The sequence below is a fragment of the Halalkalibacter sp. AB-rgal2 genome (assembly GCF_041821005.1).
Lineage (GTDB): Bacteria > Bacillota > Bacilli > Bacillales > Bacillaceae_D > Halalkalibacter.
Genome location: NZ_JBGUAV010000009.1, coordinates 104,097 through 123,684, shown reverse-complemented (window position 1 = coordinate 123,684; position 19,588 = coordinate 104,097). Strand labels below are relative to the sequence as shown.

Sequence of the window (19,588 nt, the reverse complement as noted above, 5' to 3'; positions counted from 1 at the left end):
AAGTGATATACTCCATATATAGTACGTTCACAATGAATGAAGGATGTGATGAAATGGCATACATTAAACTAAATCGAGTTGCTCTAATTGGAACAGGGTTTGTAGGGTCTAGTTATGCATTTTCACTTATTAATCAAGGCATAGTTGATGAGCTTATATTAATTGATTTAAATGAAGAAAAGGCAATCGGTGATGTCATGGATCTTAATCATGGAAAAGTCTTCGCACCTCAGCCTACACATGTGCGATTCGGAACATATGAGGATTGTTATAACGTAGACATCGTTGTCATATGTGCTGGAGCTAACCAAAAGCCTGGAGAAACAAGACTAGATCTTGTCGAGAAAAATGTAAATATATTCAAAAGCATTGTTGAACAAGTGATGGATAGTGGATTTGATGGTATTTTCTTAGTAGCAACAAACCCTGTTGACATTTTAACTTATGCCACTTGGAAGTTTAGCGGCTTACCTAAAGAGCGTGTTATTGGTTCTGGGACAACACTTGATACGGCTCGGCTCCGCTTTATGCTTGGTGAATATTTTAATGTGTCACCTACAAATGTACATGCTTATATTATTGGCGAGCATGGTGATAGTGAACTGCCTGTCTACAGTCTCGCTGATATTGGTGGAGTCCCTATTATGAAGATGATTAAACGTCACGAACAGTACAATATCGAGGATTTACTGCAGTTATTTGAGAATGTTAGAGATGCTGCTTATCACATTATTAGAGGAAAAGGCGCTACCTATTATGGCATTGCTATGGCATTAGTTCGTATTACGAAAGCGATTTTAAACAACGAAAATGCCATTCTGACTGTATCTGCCCACCTTGATGGACAATACAATGAAAAAGATGTCTATATTGGTGTTCCTACTATTATTAACCGCGAAGGAATTAGGGAAATCGTTGAGCTTGATTTAAATGAGGAAGAATCCATTGCTTTTCATAAAAGTGCTCACATTTTAAAAGATATACTTGCCCCCCACTTTAAAATAAACTAAAAAAGCATTCCATGAAAGTCGCTTCTAAAACAACGGGAGCTTAACCCTCCTGTTGTTTTTTTTCTGAAGAATTCGATGATAGGTATTGCGATAACATTTGTTTATTTTGTAAAATATCCTTCAATGTATACTGATCTAACACGTTTAAATAGGCTACCAACGCTTCATTTAAAACATGCTTCAAACCACATACCGGTGAAATGATACAATCATTTCGAGAAGCATCGAAACATTCCACTAAATGAAAATCATCCTCTGTTTTTCGCACAACTTTCCCGATATTCACTTCTTCCGGATCAATTGATAATCTGATTCCACCGTTTCTCCCTCTAATCGTTTCAATTATTCCCCACTTCCCTAGTTCATATGTGACTTTCATTAAATGATTTTTAGATATTTGATAGAAATCAGCAATCTCTTTTATATTAGAAAGCTCCTCTTTATCTTTTAATGCCAAATAAGTGAGTACTCGTAATGAGTAATCTGTATAATTCGTTAATCTCATAGTAAGCCCCTTATATACTACAATGTTTTTTGTAAGTGAAATTATCATAACATAGATCATTTTAAATTTATAATAACAACACTCGAAATGTGAACACTTTTTAAACATGTATATTAAATATTGCTTTTAATATTATTCCCTTTTACAATTAAAGATGTATTTAAAATATATGTTTAATGGAGGTTTATCATGTTATCGACAAAAACGATTAAAATTATTAAATCTACTGCGCAGATTTTAGCAAATAAAGGAGTTGATATTACAAGTCATTTTTATGAATCTATGTTTAATGAACACCCAGAGCTATTACATATTTTCAATCATGCAAATCAAAAAAAAGGACGACAACAAATCTCTTTGGCCAACACTGTCTATGCTGCAGCACAAAACATCGATCAGTTGGAAGTATTATTGCCAAAAGTAAAACAAATCGCTCATAAGCACCGAAGTTTACAAATAAAAGCTGAACATTATCCTATAGTAGGTAAATATTTATTAAAAGCTATTAAAGAAGTATTAGGTGATGCCGCTACTGAAGACATATTAGACGCATGGGAAGAAGCATATGGCGTTATTGCTCAAGTATTTATTGATGTGGAAAATGAAATGTATGAAGAAGCGGCTCAGCAAATAGGTGGATGGGATGGCTACAGAGCATTTAAAGTGATACGTAAACAAGTAGAAAGTAAATGTATTACTTCGTTTTACTTACAGCCAGTAGACCAGGGTGCTATCCCACACTTTAAACCGGGTCAATACGTTACAATTCGTGTACAACTACCTGGGGAGAATTATTTATCCAATCGACAATATAGTTTATCAGATGTACCTGGGAAACCGTACTTGCGTATATCTGTAAAGCGAGAAAACGAACACCAACCAGAAGGAAAAGTCTCGAATTATCTTCACGATCAAATTAACGTTGGGCACGAATTAGAATTAACAGCTCCTGCAGGTGAATTCACACTTAGCGAAGCAAATGAGAATCCCATTTATTTTCTAAGTGGTGGTGTTGGTATTACTCCCCTGTTAAGTATGGCTAAATATGTTGCTTTGCATAACCCTAATCGAAAGCTTACATTTATCCACGCTGCAAAAGATGGTAAGACTCGTGCTTTCCAAGAGGAAATTAAACAACTCATGACTACGTTAAAAAATGGCAAGAGTATAACGTTTTTTAGCGAACCGCAAAAGGCTGATCGTTTACATGAGGATTATGATTTTAAAGGATTTATTAAGAAGGAACATTTAACAGAAATGATTACAGATCAAGGGATTTTCTATATTTGTGGCCCTGTCCCTTTCATGAAACTAATGATTTCTTATTTAAATGAATTAGGATTACATCAAAGTGAGGTACGTTATGAATTTTTTGGACCTGCGATGGCGATAGAACCTGCGACATCATAAAATTAAGACATATAGAAAGAGGCTGGGATATAAAAGAAAGTGCTCAACTGAAAATCGTTTTATTTGCTCGGTTTCTCATTTATTCAAACACTTTTGCCCCAGTCTCGATCAACTCAACGATTATTAAAAAAAGAACTTGTTTTTAATTGGTTGACAGCGGTTTGTAACACTACCTCGTCCTGTACAAAAGCCATTCTCATATAACCCTCACCTTCTGAACCAAATGCTATCCCTGGTATCATGACAACCCCTGTTTCATCAATAAATCGGTATGCAAGTTCTAAGGAGCTAATCTCGAATGGTATTTTTGCCCAAACAAACATCGAAGCTTGAGGTTGATCTACATGCCACCCTATTGAATGTAAACCAGATACTAACGTATTTCTTCTTTTTCTGTAAACGTCTCTTAAATTCCCACTAAAGCTTGAGCGATCATTTAAAGCACGAGCTGCAGCTTTCTGAATAGGAATAAACACTCCGAAATCAAGGTTCGATTTTAACCGTTTTAATGCCTGTATGACAGTAGCGTTACCCACAACGTACCCAATTCGGCAACCAGCCATATTAAAGCTTTTAGATAAGGAGTTAAATTCAATAGCAACCTCTTTTGCCCCCTCTATCGCCAACAAACTTATTGGCTTTTTCTCATAATAAAGCTCGGAGTAAGCAAAGTCATGCAAAATGAAAATGTCATGCTTTTTTGCAAAATGAATGAGCTTCTCAAAGTAGTCTGTATCAGCCATGTTGGGGATTGGATTTCCAGGTACGTTAATAATCATTAATTTCGCTTTTTCTCTAATATCGCTTGGAATAGCCTCTAAATTAGGTAAAAATTGATTTTCTTCGCTAAGGGGCATTGAATAAGGAATAGCTCCTGCTAGGCTAATACCTGCTGCATAAGCTGTATAACCAGGATTGGGTACTAAAATAACTTCTCCTTCATTTGCCAACACGCTCGGAAGGTGAACAAGTCCATCCTGTGATCCCATTAAGCTTAATATTTCATGTTGTGCATGCACTTCTACATCATAATGACGAATATAATAAGAGTGAATCGCTTCATGCAATTCCGTTATTCCATCTAATGCATACTTATATTGACTCACATCTTGTACTTGAGACACTAATTCCTCAACAATAAAAGATGGAGGAGGTAAATCTGGACTTCCAATGCTTAAATCAATTAGACTTCTACCTTCCTTTTTTTTCTTTGCTTTATATACGGATAATTCAGTAAAAATACTTGTTTGAAACTGCTCCATTTTCTTAGATAAGAACACCATAAAAACTCCTCATTTCTTCAAATTCTATTGCTTATTATAACATTTCCTCCATTCACACGAGTATATCCGAACAAATTAGATGAAATTTACGAAAAAGTTCACTATTTTCAGTGTTTTTGCTTTATAATGTTTGTTAGACATCTGTGAAAGGTAAGGAGTGTGCTGCGCTGTGGTGTGGGATGTATTAAATATTATCGGAACGATCGCCTTTGCTTTAAGTGGAGCCATGGTCGCACTAGATAAAGAATGTGATTATGATTTATTAGGTGTTTTTGCTTTAGGCTTTTGTTGTGCCTTCGGTGGAGGTGCCATTCGAAATTTACTGATCGGTGTCCCTGTATCTGCCTTATGGGAACAAGGGACGCTGTTTATCGTTGCTTTTATTTCTATCACCCTTTTATTTATTTTTCCTAGTATTTTTATGAAGCATTGGCATAAATGGGGACATACAGTGGATGCTTTTGGGCTTGCCGCATTTGCGATTCAAGGAGCTATGTTTGCTAAAGAAGCACAACTACCTCTTATTGCTGTTATTACAGCCGCCGCATTAACGGGTTGTGGTGGTGGTGTCGTCCGTGATTTACTAGCAAAGCGTCAGCCGATGATTTTTAGAAAGGAAATTTATGCTCTATGGGCAATGTTAGCTGGATTATTAATCGGTTTGAATATATTCCCAACCGGTATGAGTTTATATATTTTACTTTGCCTCATTGTCGTATTACGACTATTGTCCGTCCATTTTGACTGGCAACTTCCAAAATTTCAATTCAAGCAGTCCAACTCCCCAACATATAGTAAATAGAGCACACTAAAAAAGGATGAACTTAGCTTCTCGCTAGGTTCATCCTTTTTTTAATAAGAAATGACGTTCCTATTAAAAAATTTCACTAATCACTTCAGACAATGACATTTCACTATCTACTTCATACGTTCCAGGTTTCAAGCTATTTGCCAATCCTTGATCTTCTACTTCATCAAAGAAATCCATCGCCCGGTCAATAATATTAGCTCTCTCAAGAGCTTGTCCTACATCAATACTCGTCATACCAGGTGTAACCGTTAATATCGTTCGATATATAACAGACGCTCCATCACTATTTTCATCGTGATCTTCTAACTCACTAATCCTATCACGTAATTCATTTAACTCTTCCTCATGACTTTCATCTAATTCATCAAGAATCGTTTGCCATTCATCTTCTGATCTGACAATGTAACCTTCATTTATCAATTCAGATGTCATATCCTCTAACGAATAATCATCTTCAGACAATTGATCATTAATTTGTTCATCATTAGAGTCTGAGTGTACATTTTCATCAGTAGCCTCATTTTCTAACTCTTCTGCGGAGCCTGTATCAACAGCATAGGCGATTCCACAGATAGCGCCTGCCATTAGGAGGCCTGAAGCAAATGCTCTGACCGTCTTAACCGTCATTTGCTGCTTGTCTCCTTTCTTGCTTAGCTTCAATATATGGAGTTAATAGCAAAATAACCTCATTTTCTGATAACCCTTTTTCATGAGCAATTCCTTCCATAGAATATCCTCTTCTATGAAGGTCTAATAATTCACGCAGTACTTTACGTTCTTGAGATGTTTTCGACGGTATATTTGCCTCTTGCGCAATAATATCCTGATCAAGTTCTAAATCTCTTATTTGCTGTTGCAAATGATCAACCTCTTGCATAACGGAAACCGAAAATTGTTCCATTTGTTTCTTCTCTGTTGATTGTTCCTTAGAAAAGAGCGACCAACAAAGCAAAATAATAGCTACTATAAAAATGAGAAGTAAAGCCCATCCCATCTGTTATACATCCTCCCTCAACCTTACGATTTTCAACCATTCTTATTATACATTGAAAGTGAAGCAATTACGATTTAAAATAAGAAAATATGAAAATAGTCAGTAGTTCGACAAATGGTGTTATATTTTATGAAAATAGTATTAGTAGCTTGTAAAAGTTGGAGTGATGCTGTTATGAATGTTTTACGCATTAGTGAAGTTCTATTCATTAGTCTTTTAGGTGGAGTAATTGCTATGTCTATATCACTACCACTACCATGGGTCTTAGGTCCATTACTTTTTGTTGTGATCTGGAAAACGATAAGTAAAAGAGATATGATTTGGCCCGATTACCTAAAAAATAGTGGGTTAACGATTTTGGGCATTTATTTTGGTCTTTATTTTACATTATCTTCTGTTCAAATGATTTTTCCATTCTTCATTCCATATGTATTACTTACTATTATTCTCATTATAATATGTATAATGATTGGAACTCTTATTTCAAAATCAATTCAAATCGATCAAGTAACGAGTGTTTTAAGTACGATCCCTGGAGGGTTGACTGAGATGGTCATTGCAAGTGAAGATTTGAAAGCTAATTCTTCATTTGTTCTGATCTTCCAAACAATCCGACTTGTTACGGTTCTTTTCACGGTACCATCTGTTATTATTATTTTATTTCACACATCAAATCCAGATCGTGAATTCGTTTCTCAAACAAATGAATCATTTTTACATATTGAATTATCACTACTTTGGTTCATCATACCAATTACTATTGGATTTCTCCTAAAAGAGAAAATCCCAGCAGGAATCGTTCTAATCCCGATGCTTTTGACAGCATTTCTTAACATGTCAATCATTGATTTACCGACTGTTCCCTCTTTGTTCGTCGTGCTTGCTCAATTATCAGTTGGAATCGGATTAGGCATATCAATATCCATCAAAGATTTACAAAAAGGCGGTGCTTACTGTATTCATTTTCTCATTACGACACTGATCATCATTTCTATTTCATTTGGATTAGGTACGATATTAGCATTTCTTACTTCAATGGATTATGCTACAGCTATATTGAGTCTTGCACCAGGCGGACTTATTGAAATGGCATTAACCGCTTCTTCTGTTGGTGCGGATCCAGCCATCGTTAGCTCTTTGCAAATGATCCGAATCTTACTCATTATCACTGTAGTTCCTATAACTTTACAATGGTATTTTTCACGTAAAAGAAAACGATTAAAGAAATGCTCATAGCTAAAACCGCTTATCTATTTCGCGATAAGCAGTTCTAGCTTAGATTGTGGATGGCATGAGGCGAAGAAGATTGTAAATCGTTTCTCTATAAAGAAATTCTGTAGCCTTTCAACCCTGAAATGAGTGCAAACGATAGCAGCTTCTTAATATAACTTTCCTTGCTTAAATAATACAGTTGAAAGCCTCATAACAGAATGGATATAACAATTTTGTCTGAGTGGGAACGGATCTCCAAAGAACCTTGGTAGAATCATTTCCATCGTTGTTTTCATCTTATTATAGAGCATATGAATAATCTCATCTTCTGTATGAAATTGTGTCTCTCTCCCTTGTAGCCATTCAAAATATGAGACAATAACTCCACCTGCATTAGCTAAAATATCTGGAATGATTATTTTCCCTTGCTGATTAATGATCTCATCAGCTTCTGCTGTTACAGGAGCATTTGCTCCTTCGACAATGATTTGAGCTTTCACATCATTTACGTTTTCACTATGAATTTGATCTTCAAGCGCTGCCAAAATTAATACATCTACATTTAAGGACAGAATCTCATAGTTAGAATGAATCGTTGCTTTAATCCCGTGCTCATTTAATTCTGCTTCGTTTATTGGTAAATCACCATTGTGAGCCATCGTATATTTGACTAATGTTGGAATATCTAGTCCTTCTGAATTATATAGCATGACATTTCGATCACTCACGCTTACTACTTTATTTTGTAAATACGAACAATGATAGGCTTCGAGTGCTGCTACTGAACCAACATTTCCAAAGCCTTGAATCGCTATTTGTAATGGTTTCTTTTCAAAAGCTAACACCGTTTTAGCAAACCTGTTATTCGTACTCGTTAACAATGATTTATGATCATTCAAAAATTGATGTAACATATATCGTAATGAAAAATAAACCCCTTTTCCGGTCGCTTCCCTTCTCCCTAAAGAACCACCATTTTCAATACTTTTCCCGGTGAAGCTTCCAAAATACGCTTGTCCAGGTCTAATGCTTTTGTATTCTGCCATCATCCAATCCATTTCTCTTTCACTTGTTCCGACATCCGGTGCAGGAATGTCCTTATCTGGTCCAAGACTATCACTAAAATATTGCACATATTTCTTACAAATTAGATGTAGTTCCTTTATCGATTGTTCCCGCGGATTGACGATGACTCCACCTTTTCCACCTCCAAAAGGTACATCATGAAGTGCATTTTTTAATGTCATTAAAGCGGCTAAATTAATAACCTCGTCCTCTTGTACCGTTTCATGAAATCGAATACCTCCTTTATACGGTCCTAATGCATTATTGTGCTGAACTCGAAAGGATGGAATACGAACGACATGTCCATTTTCTAATGAGATCCGTAAAAAGGACTTATGTACTTGATTCGGTGTCGATAAAATAGCCACTAAAGAAGCAAATGCCTTAGCTCTAGATTCTCCTGTTAGCTCGGGTAAAAAACTTTTGTCTTCCATTAGCACGTCTAACGATTGTTTCACGATTTCACTTGTCTGTTTTGCCATTAAAAAACCTCCATTATTTTCATGTAAGTCAGTACAGTATTCTCGTACCACTCTTTTGCATGTCTTAAACTTACCATTTCGTTCTAACATAATTGTAACAATACTTGCGGAAACTATCACTAATCTCAATGTATAAAAAGGAGCCGAAGACGAATATGTATGAAGACATTCCCGAAGATCGATACACTGCTGCAAGACTCGATCACCATCTAATTGATGAGATAAAAGCGCTAGAAACTCGTTTAAACAAAGAAGCGAATAAAGAAGTTCGGTTAATTGCTTATGAAGAAAGCCAACATAATCCGTCTTAATGGTGTACATGAGTGAGAGCACTACATCTTGCTTTCACTCATAACATACTGCCAAAGATCATGCCATACATTTTCTTGGTATAACGTTACAACTACAACTAATAGCATCGGTCCAAGTGCTAATCCAACCATTCCGAATAATTGAAAGCCAATAAATAAAGACATGAGCATTAATAAAGGATGTAGTCCCATATTGGAGGAAAGTACTTTTGGTTCAATTAATTGTCGTACGAGCATGGCAATCCCAAACAGTATAAATAAACCTATTGCAAACAAAACATCTCCAATAACTAGTGAATAAATCGCCCAAGGAATTAAAATGATACCTGTTCCTACATAAGGAATAAAATCAATTAGCCCAATGATAAGAGCTATCGTTAACGGATGTTCTACACCAATTATAACAAACCCTAAAAAGTAAATAAGTGCTGTTATGGAAATAAGGATACACTGTGCATATACATAGCCAATTACTTTATGTTGTAATGCCTTAAAAATAGATTGGCTTCGTTTTAAGAAATCTGTTGATGCGGTCGTTTTGATTTGAGACATATAAACATTCCAATCACGACTAATAAAATATAATGCTAACAATGTAACCATCATTGCCGTAAACGTGATCGGTAATGCAGATACAATATAAGATAAGCCATTGGCAATAGACTGACCTACTGAGCTTAATACTATCGCCAACTGCTCTCCAAGCTGCTCAATTCCATTCTCCAAAAAAGAGCGTTGTGGAGCATTTAAACGTTCAATAAAACCAATACTAGAGTGCCACAGTGGCAAGATTTGATTGTTTATGTAAAATTGCAAGGAAATTGATGCCTTTTCAATATAAGGAGGTAAATAATGTGATAAGTAACGAACTCCATCAATGACTAACCAACTAATAAGTGTCAGTATTGATCCAATTACTCCAAATATAAAAAAAATGGCTACCATAACAGATACGGTTCTTGGTAGCCTCATTCGCTTTTCAAAAAAGGACACGAGTGGATTCATCAAAAAGGCTAAAAGCACAGCTATAAGAAATGGAAAAGTTAAAGTAAATAAGACAGAAATTAAATACCAGCTTAATATGAGTAAAATGATTAGCAAAAGTAAACGAATAATATAACTAGATTTCACTGTACATTCTCCTCTTCCTCAGCCTGCTTGCTTAAGTCATAAATAAACGCATTCTTTTAAAAATACGTATGAACTAGCATTTCAATCTATTCATTTTTAGTTACATGACCATAAAAAATTTCATCCATTTCATTCTTAACTTTCTTCGTGATCTGACTCTTATCCATATTTGATAGCTGATGTCGAGGTGTAAACAGATAATCTTCTAATCGAAATTGCTTAAGGCGACACTTGGTGTAATAAATATGATCATGATGTAAGTTTACATCCATCATGTCATACTCATCCTTCACATGATCAGGTATATAATCTTGAATCGAATCAATATCATGATCGATAAATAATTTATTTCCGTTTACATCTCTTGTAAAACCGCGTACACGGTAATCAATGGACATGATATCCGTTTCAAATGAATGAATTAAATATGGTAATGCCTTTAGTGGAGATATTTCCCCACAAGTTGAAACGTCAATATCAGCTCTAAATGTACTAATCCCTTCGTATGGGTGATATTCTGGATACGTATGAACCGTTATATGGCTCTTATCTAATTGCATCACAACCGAATCAGGTAGAGGGACTTTATCATCTGTAGAATGTATGGGAATTTCTACAACGGGACCTTCTGAAACAAGAATTGTCACACTAGCACCCTGTGGGACGTAATCTTGCTTGGATACATTTAAGACATGCGCTCCAATTATTTCGGTTACATTTGTTAATATATGCTGAAGTCGATCAGCATTATACTGTTCATTAATATAATTGATATACGATTCTTTTTCTGCCTTCGTCTCTGTATAGCAAATATCGTACATATTAAAGCTTAACGTTTTCGTTAGATTATTAAAGCCGTGCAATTCAATCCGCTTGTTATACCCATCCTTCAAGTTCATCTCCCCCTTTAACAACATCTTTAGTTTTACCATTCCCCAAAAAAGCCTAAGCAAACAGGAACAAAAAATCAAAACTTCCTTCAATAGAAAAGCAAGAATTGACTCATACTAACAGTAGGAGGTTAAAATACATTATGCTTTCATTGTTCTTATTTCTTGCACTTCTACCTACACCTGTCGAAGAACCTTTAATGATCTATCATGAAAACGAGTTAATATATTCAATTGATCATCAAGCATTACAGCACCCATTTCTAGGAACACAAATGATTAATCATGATCAATTACATGAAATAATACGCACGATAGAAACGGTTGTGCAAAAGCCGGCCCAAAATGCGACAATTGCTGAAAATGGTGGTATGATTGCTGAAGAAAATGGCTATCGCTTAAATCGGTTTTCCATGAATCAATTAATTGTAAAATATTTCTACGAACATGGAAGCAGTAAAATCGATGCACCTATCATCGCAACTTATCCGAAAGTTGACACTGAGTTACTTGCACATATTAAAACGAATCATATTAGCTCGTTCAGTACTTATTTTAATAAACGCAACAAAAAGCGATCTCATAATATTAAATTGGCAGCAGCTTCCATTAATAATTTTGTTGTTTTTCCGGGTGAAACATTTTCATTTAATCATGTCGTTGGAAAAAGAACGATTGAACGAGGTTACTTACCGGCGCCAATCATCATACGCGGTGAACTTTCTGAAGGTGTAGGTGGTGGAATTTGTCAAGTCTCATCGACTTTGTACAATGCAGTTGATTATGCTCATTTGAAAATTGTCGAACGCTACAGCCATAGTAAAAGGGTTCCTTATGTACCTCCTGGTCGAGACGCTACAGTTAGTTGGTATGGCCCAGATTTCACTTTTCAAAATAATTATAATCAACCGGTTTTAATACGAAGCTTCATTTACGGCGGACAACTGACCATTTCTCTATTCTCCTCAGACGATATTAATATGTAGATGAAAAATTATTACGGTACGTGAAATTATAGTGAGGTGAATCGATTTGACTTATCTCTTATTAATTCTAGGTTTTCTTTTGTTAATAAAAGGGGCAGATTGGTTTGTAGAAGGTTCTGCTTCTATAGCGCATTCCTTAAATATCTCTCCGCTTATAATCGGCTTAACGATTGTTGCTTTTGGGACGGGGGCTCCTGAAGCCACTGTCAGTATTATCGCTGCCTTAGAAGGTAATTCTGATGTGACAGTTGGAAACATTGTCGGAAGTAATTTATTAAATTTATCTTTAGTCGTCGGACTAACCGCTTTTATTTTCCCATTGAAAGTAGAGTCTGTGACAATCCGTAAAGAGATTCCTTTTGCTTTTTTATCAGCTGTCGTTTTACTCGTACTATTACTTGATTCAACCAATCAAAATACTTATTATTTGATTTCTCGAAGTGATGGGGTCATTTTACTTTTATTTTTCACTATTTTTATGTATTACGTTTTTGAAGCAGCCAAAAATAGTCGAAACGATTCAGTTGAATCAAGAAATTATGAACCAGCTCACTCTCTAAAAAAAAGTGTTCTGTTCTCGATCTTCGGTCTTACTGCAATTGTTCTTGGCGGCTATTTTGTCGTAGAAACAAGTACAACGATTGCCTATCAATTTGGAATGAGTGAGACACTTGTAGGATTAACGATTGTAGCAATCGGTTCTTCACTACCAGAGCTAGTAACCTCCATAACGGCTGCTATGAAAAAGCATAGTGAGATGGCCTTAGGCAACGTAGTTGGGAGTTCAATCTTTAATGTTTTCTTTGTACTAGGACTGGCCTCATTAATTACACCATTAACCGTCTCTAGTAAACTGATCATTGATTTAATTATTCTACTTGTACTCACAGTAATGCTATTTATCTTCTCAAGAACGAGCTACACCGTTGCTAAAGCTGAAGGATTTATTTTGACTTTAGCCTATGTAGCTTATTTAATTTACATTATTATTCGGAATTAAATAACAGAATATTGCCTTACTCAACTGCCTACACTACTACAGTAAGTCAAATCACCAAAGGAGAGTAATTATGAACACTTTGCGAGCTAAGGAAATTTCACAGTCTCCCGATATGAAACATGTTACTTATTTAGATCAACAAATATATATTCAACAAGTCAATGAACAGAGTGCAACTGCGCGCATTTTCTCATTACATGAACCAGACAATGAATTTGTCGTCAATGTAGACCAACTCATTGAGCACCGTTGATTCCTCATCAGTGAAAGAGATTGTCAGACAAAGGCGACTGACAATCTCTTTTCTTTCATTTTATGATCACGCGTTCTCCCGTTTTAGCGCTTTCAATCGCAGCAAACACCATTTTCATACTCTCTACATTGTCTTCACAATCGGTTTCTGCTTTCTCACCATTTTCAAGAGCAAGAAACATATCATCGAGAGAACGATGATGTCCCTCATTTCCACTTGTGTTCACTTCAATCTCTCTACTTTCATACTCGTGTAAAAAAGGCTGCCCTTGATTAGCTTGTATCGTTTCGTAATAAACTTGTTCAGAGCCATCCCAAATGGCTGTACCTTTTGTACCAACAATACGCCAACTCGCATCCCATGAAGTCGGCGCACCTTCCGCACACCATGAACCATTATATGTGAAAACTGAGCCATTAGACATCTCAAATATACAATAAGCATTCGCTGCACCTGAATACCAAGAACCTTTTGGATTATATTCGTGACAATAGACTGAAACAGCGTCAGAACCACTAATAAACCGAGCTTGATCGAATGTATGAATAGCCATATCAATAATAAGTGGACTTTCCATCGCATCTCTAAAACCACCGAAATGAGGTGCAAGAAAAAAATCCGCATGAAGCGATTGCTGATCTCCAATGATTCCATTTGAGAGCTGCTCACGTAAAGAACGAATCGAGTACGAATACCGTCTATTTTGCATAATAGCATAAAAACGATTATATTTTTTGGCTGCTGATACAAGCTGTTTAGCATCATCTAAACTTGTTGCCATTGGTTTTTCACAAATAACATCACAATGATGATGAAAAGCTTCTAACGTTACCTCTTTATGTACTTTAGGAATTGTCGTATTAAAGACGAGGTTTGCATTTGTTTTACTTGCTGCCTCTGCAACTGAATAGAAAAAAGGAACATCTAATTGAAAACGCTCAGCAACTTTCCTAGCACTTTCCTCATTTATATCTACTAAAGCAACGATTGTTGCATCCTTTTTGTTTTGAACATAATCCACCCAAATGTGTGACATTGCCCCACAACCTACTAATATAATTCGAAAAGAATTCATCAATAAAAGTCACTCCTTTAGTTCTTTACAATAAGAATTCCTCTCTTCTCTAAAACCATACTGCTACTTAGATTAAATCGCTTAGCTTATTAAAAAAGCTGTTCAAAAAGGAAAACCTTTCTGAACAGCCAATGTGATTACAACTGGTTATTCCATCCAATTTGTATGGAATACTCCTTCTTTGTCAACACGTTGATACGTATGAGCACCAAAATAATCACGTTGAGCTTGTAGTAAGTTAGCCGGTAAGACTGCAGATCGGTAGCTATCATAGTATGCTAATGCACTGGACAGTCCAGGAACAGGAATACCTAACTTAACAGCTGTTGCAACAACGTCACGTGCTGCATCCTGATAATTTTCAACAATTTCCTTGAAATATGGATCAAGTAATAAATTGGCAAGGTTCGGATCGCGGTCATACGCTTCCTTAATATTTTGTAAAAAGCGCGCACGAATAATGCATCCGCCACGGAAAATCATTGAAATATCTCCAAGCTTTAAATTCCAATCATATTCTTCAGAAGCCACTTTCATTTGCGCGAAACCTTGAGCGTAAGAAACAATTTTACTTAAATAAAGGGCTTTGCGAATTTTTTCAATAAATTCTTTCTTATCACCATCAAAAGATTGATTAGGACCATTTAAGATCTTACTTGCTTTCACACGTTCATCCTTCATGGCAGAAATAAAACGTGAAAATACAGATTCAGTAATGATTGAAAGTGGGACACCTAAATCCAATGAACTTTGTGAAGTCCACTTTCCTGTCCCTTTTTGACCAGCCGTATCTAAGATAACATCGACTAGTGGTTTACCTGTTTCATCATCTACTTTTGTGAAGATATCCTTCGTAATCTCGATTAAATAACTATCAAGCTCACCTTCATTCCATTCATTAAATGTTTCATGCAACTCTTGTGCGCTTAATCCTAAAACATTTTTCATTAAATGATAAGATTCACAAATTAATTGCATATCTCCATACTCGATTCCATTATGAACCATTTTTACATAATGTCCAGCGCCATCAGGGCCAATGTATGTCGTACACGCATCGTCACCCACTTTTGCTGAGATCGCCTCAAAAATCGGTGCTACGAGTTCATAAGCTTCCTTTTGACCACCAGGCATAATAGAAGGACCTTTCAATGCACCCTCTTCCCCACCTGAAACTCCAGTTCCAATGAAATGAATGCCCGATTCAGCCAATTCTTTATTTCGACGGCGCGTATCTTCGAAGAATGTGTTACCACCATCAATTAAAATATCACCTTTATCTAAATGAGGTAATAGTTGTTCAATTGTAGCATCAGTTGCAAAACCAGCTTTAACCATTAGCATGATTTTTCTAGGTGTTTCTAATGATTGAACAAATTCTTCTATGCTATATGTACCAACGACCTTTTTACCTTCTGCTTCCTTTAGCATTTGTTCTGTTTTGTCAGAAGATCTGTTAAAAACAGAGACAGAATATCCTCTGCTTTCAATGTTCAGTGCCAAATTTCGCCCCATAACAGCAAGGCCAATGACACCTATTTGTTGTTTATTCATCTCTACCACTCCTCTTTTTTAACATTTTATTATTCTATCATATATTCGTCATCATTTTATCATGAACATGATAATTTTCAAAAAAAATTGACTATTTTTGTTTCATTCGAAGCTTTTCTATTTGTTTAAGATCACGCTCTTCTATTTTTTCATGACTGTATCTTGCTTTATTGTAGAGATGATCTAGTTTTTGAATCGTTTCTCCGTCTGTAGGCTGTTGCCATTCCACTTCATGTAACATTTGACGTGGAGTAAGCTCTCTACGGTATACGTCCCCACGTTTCATTCTATCGTGTAAGAGAGTACGATAGATTAATCTAACCTTTTCAACATTTGATAATGAATCCCATTTCACACGTCTTTCCGTGATCGTAGCCACTAAATGTTTAACATTTTTAGTTTTACTTTTCACCCATTTTTTTATGCTGAATAAGTTTTCTTTCTCATCAACATAAATATTAACACCATCAGTAGAATCATCACCTGGCATTATTCGTTTAATCATCTTCTTCAAATACTGAATGATATTCTTAATAAACGATTTCATTTTTCGATTTATAAAGTAAAGAGCCACAATCAGTAATACACCAGCAGCAATTATACCTACGTAGATTACAATTTGCTCAAAAAATTGGGCTATGAATGACGGCTCTCCAGTTTCGGCTGATGGTAAAACAGGTTCAGAAAGTTGCGGATCATCATATACAACGTCTGATTCATCTGGACTAAATATTGTTAAAAAGAACATGACTACACTACTTACACCATTTCTCAGTATAATTAACACTTCACGGATAAAGCCAAAATTAGCGAGAAGTACAATCGTTATAAGTGTAACTAACATAAACAATCGATTTTGATTACGTAATGATCTCCCAATGGCTGGTCTTTTTTCCTTCGAATATGTTGCCCTTCTTAACATTGAACTATTAGAAATAAATAACGTAAGTACAAATATGACAAAGCCAGCTAACTGAAAAGTATTTGTAAAGGGGACCAGTAAATCGATGTTTGTATAAAAGAAATACCCGACAAAATAAAGAGGAAAGGCAATGGCCCATAAATAATGAGCTTTGAAAAGGTCATCAATGTCTTTTTCTCCAAATGTTAAACCACGATATAAAATAGTCACATAAATGATTGAAAGTACTATCCAAACAATCATTGAAATAGAAATGAAATAATTCAATAACACTGGAAGAACGAAACTAATCGAAAGTATGATCGCCAAATAAACGAATCGCTTTTGTTTCGATAGTACAATTCGAATGAAATAACCGATTGCAAAAACAACTGGTAATGTATATAACCACCATGCTTGAATGTCTGCAGAAAGTGAGAAAATAGAGATCGCTAAAAAAACTGGAAAGATCATTAAATACTCAAGTACACCGGTAAATAGAACTCTTAAATGGTTATTACGATGCATAACGATCACCTGATTCTTCTTCATTATTTAGTAAAAGTGTTTCAACACGGTTTCCATTTTCCTCAAGTATATCAATGTGCATCTGCACTTTTTCAGTGATAATATTCGTTATGATGAGTATGTCTGTTCTTTCTAATTGCCGGTTGATATCTTCCTCTAAAAACTCATAAAATGCCAAGCTTATATCCATTTTTGCTTTTGCCATTTGATCTAACATAGCTAGTAGATGGCTATGACCGTTAGCCGGATACAAACGAATCGAATTTTCCTTATTGGAATCTGAAACTAAATAAGAGTTGCAACCAAAGCCAGTAGGTATACCTAGTTCAATAGATTCATGTGCTATAGAGGCTGCATATGATAAAGCTTTCTCAAGTAAATCTTCATGAATAATTGGGTGCCACTTATCTTCCGTTTGATCGAAATTCACATAAATCATCAGATGGTGATCTGCCGTATAATCATATTGATTCACTTGCATAGATCCTGACCTAGCTGTAGCCTTCCAATTAATCGTGTGCATCGGATCACCTGATGAATATTCTCTTACACCAGCAACCAAAAAAGGATCTTCAATAATCCAACGTTTGACAATCAATTCACCTAACCAGCTTTGTGACGGTAAAGGGATATCCTCTTTATTAACTATTTCAGGAAATACGGTAATAGAAGCAGTTGAATGCACCGTTTGAAACGTTTCATCAAAGCCAACAGCATCACCGGTTGACATCGATACCGTTTCAAATTGATAGTAACCTCTTTTAGCACAAAGTACTTTCTGTCTTCGTTTTATTTTTTGAAAAGGCATTAAACTGAATAGAGTTCGATGCATGTCACCTCTTTCAGCCCCTTCCACTTGCCCAAATACTAAGTGAGCATTAATTTTTGATTCTAACCGAACCCAAGGTACAGGGATTAGCTTTTTATTGGCGATTTCATCAATCATTTCAATTTCATCACCAACGTAAGCCGTAGTTTGACTAAACCTTCTATTATATTCAATATTCCGTAATCCCCACTTAACATAAATGACCCCTTGAAGAAAAAAGAATGCAAGCGTTAAAAAAATAAGCCACGCTATACTCATGATGAAGTCATTCCCGTTTCAATTGACTCTGCGGGTACAGTTAATGTTGCTACAATTTCATCTAAAACATGTCCAGGGTCCTGTTTTTTATATTTGGCTGTATGTGTTAACACCATTCTATGACTAACGACGGGCTTTAACATTTCTTTTATATCATCAGGTATGACATAAGAACGACCATTAATGGCTGCATATGCTTGCACAGCCTTTAATAACGCTTGGCTGCCACGCGGACTTATACCTAATTCAATCTTTGGATGGTGTCGAGTTTCTTCTACAATAGTAAGCATATACTCTAGCAGATCATCACTAACATATACAGAAGTAAATAATCTCTGCGCGGCAATAATATCTTCAGTCGTCGCCACAGAAGAGAGCGTTTCAATTGGATTATTTTCCTTAAAACGTTTTAAAATAGCGATCCCTTCTTCTTTTGTCGGATAACCTAAGTCTAATTTAATTAGAAAGCGATCCAATTGTGCCTCAGGTAAAGGAAAAGTGCCTTGATTTTCAACAGGATTTTGAGTTGCAATAATCATAAACGGCTCATTTAATTGTTTTGTCTCACCATCAATCGTCACTTGTTTTTCTTCCATACATTCTAGCAAACTAGATTGAGTTCGAGGTGTCGCGCGATTCACTTCATCAGCAAGTATAATATTTGAAAATATCGGCCCTTTTTTAAAAATAAAATCACTTTCCTTTTGACTATAAAAATTCAAACCAGTTACATCTGTTGGTAGTAAATCTGGAGTAAATTGAATACGATTAAATGAACACGAAAGCGATTTTGCCATTGATTTTGCTAGTAGTGTTTTACCAGTACCTGGAACATCCTCTAATAACACATGACCCGAAGCAATCATCGCAACGAGTATTTGGTCAATGCTCTTATCCTTTCCAACCATCACCTTTTGAATATTCAATTTCACTTTATTAGCTAGCTCTTGAACGACTGAAACATCCATGTAATAAATCTCCCTCACTTCATATTTTTAAGAAAGTAATGATCAAAATGGAGTAAAAAAGTAAAAAAGTTAAAAACCAAACTTCTTCCGTGCTTTTGATGACTAGAAATGGCATCATTCGTTGCTCGCCTC

General features: G+C 35.7%; 20 protein-coding genes. 8 read left to right on the top strand and 12 right to left on the bottom strand.

Going from position 1 to position 19,588, the window contains the following annotated elements; genetic code table 11:
• Positions 1-53 precede the first annotated feature (53 nt).
• A complete protein-coding gene (locus ACERJO_RS09765; protein WP_373647357.1) occupies positions 54-1,010 on the top strand; it encodes an L-lactate dehydrogenase in 957 nt (318 codons plus the stop codon).
• 40 nt (positions 1,011-1,050) lie between these two features.
• On the opposite strand, the gene ACERJO_RS09760 is transcribed toward ACERJO_RS09765, so the two are convergent.
• A complete protein-coding gene (locus ACERJO_RS09760; protein ID WP_373647356.1) occupies positions 1,051-1,515 on the bottom strand; it encodes an RrF2 family transcriptional regulator in 465 nt (154 codons plus the stop codon).
• A 189-nt stretch (positions 1,516-1,704) separates the two neighbouring features.
• Here ACERJO_RS09760 and hmpA point away from each other — a divergent pair, with 189 nt between their 5' ends.
• Positions 1,705-2,925 (top strand): NO-inducible flavohemoprotein, encoded by a 1,221-nt coding sequence (gene hmpA, locus ACERJO_RS09755; RefSeq protein WP_373647355.1) that lies wholly within the window; start codon positions 1,705-1,707, stop codon positions 2,923-2,925.
• 113 nt (positions 2,926-3,038) lie between these two features.
• Here hmpA and ACERJO_RS09750 read toward each other — a convergent pair whose 3' ends face one another.
• Positions 3,039-4,208, bottom strand: coding sequence for an LL-diaminopimelate aminotransferase (locus ACERJO_RS09750; protein WP_373647354.1), 1,170 nt, complete (start codon positions 4,206-4,208; stop codon positions 3,039-3,041).
• Positions 4,209-4,377: 169 nt separating this feature from the next.
• Here ACERJO_RS09750 and ACERJO_RS09745 point away from each other — a divergent pair, with 169 nt between their 5' ends.
• Positions 4,378-5,010, top strand: a complete 633-nt coding sequence (locus tag ACERJO_RS09745; RefSeq protein WP_247106688.1) for a trimeric intracellular cation channel family protein — start codon at positions 4,378-4,380, stop codon at positions 5,008-5,010.
• Positions 5,011-5,082: 72 nt separating this feature from the next.
• Here ACERJO_RS09745 and ACERJO_RS09740 read toward each other — a convergent pair whose 3' ends face one another.
• Together ACERJO_RS09740 and ACERJO_RS09735 are read right to left on the bottom strand one after the other, a co-directional pair.
• Complete coding sequence (locus tag ACERJO_RS09740) at positions 5,083-5,646, bottom strand: endolytic transglycosylase MltG (protein WP_247106689.1); 564 nt, start codon at positions 5,644-5,646, stop codon at positions 5,083-5,085.
• Positions 5,636-6,013, bottom strand: a complete 378-nt coding sequence (locus ACERJO_RS09735; RefSeq protein ID WP_247106690.1) for a hypothetical protein — start codon at positions 6,011-6,013, stop codon at positions 5,636-5,638. The genes ACERJO_RS09740 and ACERJO_RS09735 overlap by 11 nt, the downstream gene beginning before the upstream one ends.
• A 129-nt stretch (positions 6,014-6,142) precedes the next feature.
• Here ACERJO_RS09735 and ACERJO_RS09730 point away from each other — a divergent pair, with 129 nt between their 5' ends.
• On the top strand, positions 6,143-7,249 hold the full coding sequence (locus tag ACERJO_RS09730; RefSeq protein WP_247106691.1) for an AbrB family transcriptional regulator: 1,107 nt from the start codon (positions 6,143-6,145) through the stop codon (positions 7,247-7,249).
• 143 nt (positions 7,250-7,392) lie between these two features.
• On the opposite strand, the gene ACERJO_RS09725 is transcribed toward ACERJO_RS09730, so the two are convergent.
• Positions 7,393-8,772, bottom strand: a complete 1,380-nt coding sequence (locus ACERJO_RS09725) for a Glu/Leu/Phe/Val family dehydrogenase (protein WP_373647353.1) — start codon at positions 8,770-8,772, stop codon at positions 7,393-7,395.
• A 155-nt stretch (positions 8,773-8,927) separates the two neighbouring features.
• On the opposite strand from ACERJO_RS09725, the gene ACERJO_RS09720 reads away from it, so the two are divergent.
• Entirely contained in the window at positions 8,928-9,083 is a 156-nt protein-coding gene (locus ACERJO_RS09720; RefSeq protein WP_373647352.1) for a hypothetical protein, read from the top strand.
• 21 nt (positions 9,084-9,104) lie between these two features.
• Here the strand turns inward: ACERJO_RS09720 and ytvI are convergent, their stop codons facing one another.
• Positions 9,105-10,214 (bottom strand): sporulation integral membrane protein YtvI, encoded by a 1,110-nt coding sequence (gene ytvI / locus ACERJO_RS09715; protein WP_373647351.1) that lies wholly within the window; start codon positions 10,212-10,214, stop codon positions 9,105-9,107.
• Between the two features lie 86 nt (positions 10,215-10,300).
• Positions 10,301-11,113, bottom strand: coding sequence for an adenosylmethionine decarboxylase (speD, locus tag ACERJO_RS09710; protein WP_373647350.1), 813 nt, complete (start codon positions 11,111-11,113; stop codon positions 10,301-10,303).
• A 134-nt stretch (positions 11,114-11,247) separates the two neighbouring features.
• Between speD and ACERJO_RS09705 the strand changes: the two genes are divergently transcribed.
• The 3 genes from ACERJO_RS09705 (at position 11,248) to ACERJO_RS09695 (ending at position 13,343) form a co-directional block, all read left to right on the top strand.
• Positions 11,248-12,090, top strand: a complete 843-nt coding sequence (locus ACERJO_RS09705) for a VanW family protein (RefSeq protein ID WP_247106696.1) — start codon at positions 11,248-11,250, stop codon at positions 12,088-12,090.
• Positions 12,091-12,136: 46 nt separating this feature from the next.
• The gene (locus ACERJO_RS09700) at positions 12,137-13,090 is read left to right on the top strand and encodes a calcium/sodium antiporter (RefSeq protein WP_373647349.1); all 954 of its coding nucleotides are present in this window, start codon (positions 12,137-12,139) and stop codon (positions 13,088-13,090) included.
• A 70-nt stretch (positions 13,091-13,160) separates the two neighbouring features.
• Positions 13,161-13,343 (top strand): H-type small acid-soluble spore protein, encoded by a 183-nt coding sequence (locus ACERJO_RS09695; RefSeq protein ID WP_247106698.1) that lies wholly within the window; start codon positions 13,161-13,163, stop codon positions 13,341-13,343.
• 55 nt (positions 13,344-13,398) lie between these two features.
• Here the strand turns inward: ACERJO_RS09695 and ACERJO_RS09690 are convergent, their stop codons facing one another.
• The 5 genes from ACERJO_RS09690 to ACERJO_RS09670 all read right to left on the bottom strand — a co-directional run bounded on the left by ACERJO_RS09690 (position 13,399) and on the right by ACERJO_RS09670 (position 19,456).
• On the bottom strand, positions 13,399-14,418 hold the full coding sequence (locus ACERJO_RS09690) for a Gfo/Idh/MocA family protein (protein ID WP_373647378.1): 1,020 nt from the start codon (positions 14,416-14,418) through the stop codon (positions 13,399-13,401).
• A 147-nt stretch (positions 14,419-14,565) separates the two neighbouring features.
• The gene (gndA, locus tag ACERJO_RS09685) at positions 14,566-15,972 is read right to left on the bottom strand and encodes an NADP-dependent phosphogluconate dehydrogenase (protein ID WP_247106699.1); all 1,407 of its coding nucleotides are present in this window, start codon (positions 15,970-15,972) and stop codon (positions 14,566-14,568) included.
• A gap of 91 nt (positions 15,973-16,063) precedes the next feature.
• A complete protein-coding gene (locus ACERJO_RS09680) occupies positions 16,064-17,401 on the bottom strand; it encodes a DUF4129 domain-containing protein (RefSeq protein ID WP_373647348.1) in 1,338 nt (445 codons plus the stop codon).
• Positions 17,391-18,488 carry a DUF58 domain-containing protein gene (locus tag ACERJO_RS09675; protein ID WP_373647347.1) on the bottom strand — a complete coding sequence of 366 codons (1,098 nt, stop codon included), beginning with the start codon at positions 18,486-18,488 and terminating at the stop codon, positions 17,391-17,393. The genes ACERJO_RS09680 and ACERJO_RS09675 overlap by 11 nt, the downstream gene beginning before the upstream one ends.
• Positions 18,485-19,456, bottom strand: coding sequence for an AAA family ATPase (locus tag ACERJO_RS09670; protein WP_247106702.1), 972 nt, complete (start codon positions 19,454-19,456; stop codon positions 18,485-18,487). The genes ACERJO_RS09675 and ACERJO_RS09670 overlap by 4 nt, the downstream gene beginning before the upstream one ends.
• Between the last annotated feature and the right edge of the window lie 132 nt (positions 19,457-19,588).

Bases quoted from the DNA above. Each gene is read 5' to 3' on its own strand.
- gndA (WP_247106699.1), bottom strand. From the start codon at position 15,972: ATGAATAAACAACAAATAGGTGTCATTGGCCTTGCTGTTATGGGGCGA.
- ACERJO_RS09740 (WP_247106689.1), bottom strand. From the start codon at position 5,646: ATGACGGTTAAGACGGTCAGAGCATTTGCTTCAGGCCTCCTAATGGCA.
- ACERJO_RS09670 (WP_247106702.1), bottom strand. From the start codon at position 19,456: ATGGATGTTTCAGTCGTTCAAGAGCTAGCTAATAAAGTGAAATTGAAT.
- ACERJO_RS09730 (WP_247106691.1), top strand. From the start codon at position 6,143: ATGAAAATAGTATTAGTAGCTTGTAAAAGTTGGAGTGATGCTGTTATG.
- speD (WP_373647350.1), bottom strand. From the start codon at position 11,113: ATGAACTTGAAGGATGGGTATAACAAGCGGATTGAATTGCACGGCTTT.
- ACERJO_RS09695 (WP_247106698.1), top strand. From the start codon at position 13,161: ATGAACACTTTGCGAGCTAAGGAAATTTCACAGTCTCCCGATATGAAA.
- ACERJO_RS09680 (WP_373647348.1), bottom strand. From the start codon at position 17,401: ATGCATCGTAATAACCATTTAAGAGTTCTATTTACCGGTGTACTTGAG.
- hmpA (WP_373647355.1), top strand. From the start codon at position 1,705: ATGTTATCGACAAAAACGATTAAAATTATTAAATCTACTGCGCAGATT.
- ACERJO_RS09750 (WP_373647354.1), bottom strand. From the start codon at position 4,208: ATGGTGTTCTTATCTAAGAAAATGGAGCAGTTTCAAACAAGTATTTTT.
- ACERJO_RS09760 (WP_373647356.1), bottom strand. From the start codon at position 1,515: ATGAGATTAACGAATTATACAGATTACTCATTACGAGTACTCACTTAT.
- ACERJO_RS09690 (WP_373647378.1), bottom strand. From the start codon at position 14,418: ATGAATTCTTTTCGAATTATATTAGTAGGTTGTGGGGCAATGTCACAC.
- ACERJO_RS09720 (WP_373647352.1), top strand. From the start codon at position 8,928: ATGTATGAAGACATTCCCGAAGATCGATACACTGCTGCAAGACTCGAT.
- ACERJO_RS09725 (WP_373647353.1), bottom strand. From the start codon at position 8,772: ATGGCAAAACAGACAAGTGAAATCGTGAAACAATCGTTAGACGTGCTA.
- ACERJO_RS09675 (WP_373647347.1), bottom strand. From the start codon at position 18,488: ATGAGTATAGCGTGGCTTATTTTTTTAACGCTTGCATTCTTTTTTCTT.
- ACERJO_RS09705 (WP_247106696.1), top strand. From the start codon at position 11,248: ATGCTTTCATTGTTCTTATTTCTTGCACTTCTACCTACACCTGTCGAA.
- ACERJO_RS09735 (WP_247106690.1), bottom strand. From the start codon at position 6,013: ATGGGATGGGCTTTACTTCTCATTTTTATAGTAGCTATTATTTTGCTT.
- ACERJO_RS09765 (WP_373647357.1), top strand. From the start codon at position 54: ATGGCATACATTAAACTAAATCGAGTTGCTCTAATTGGAACAGGGTTT.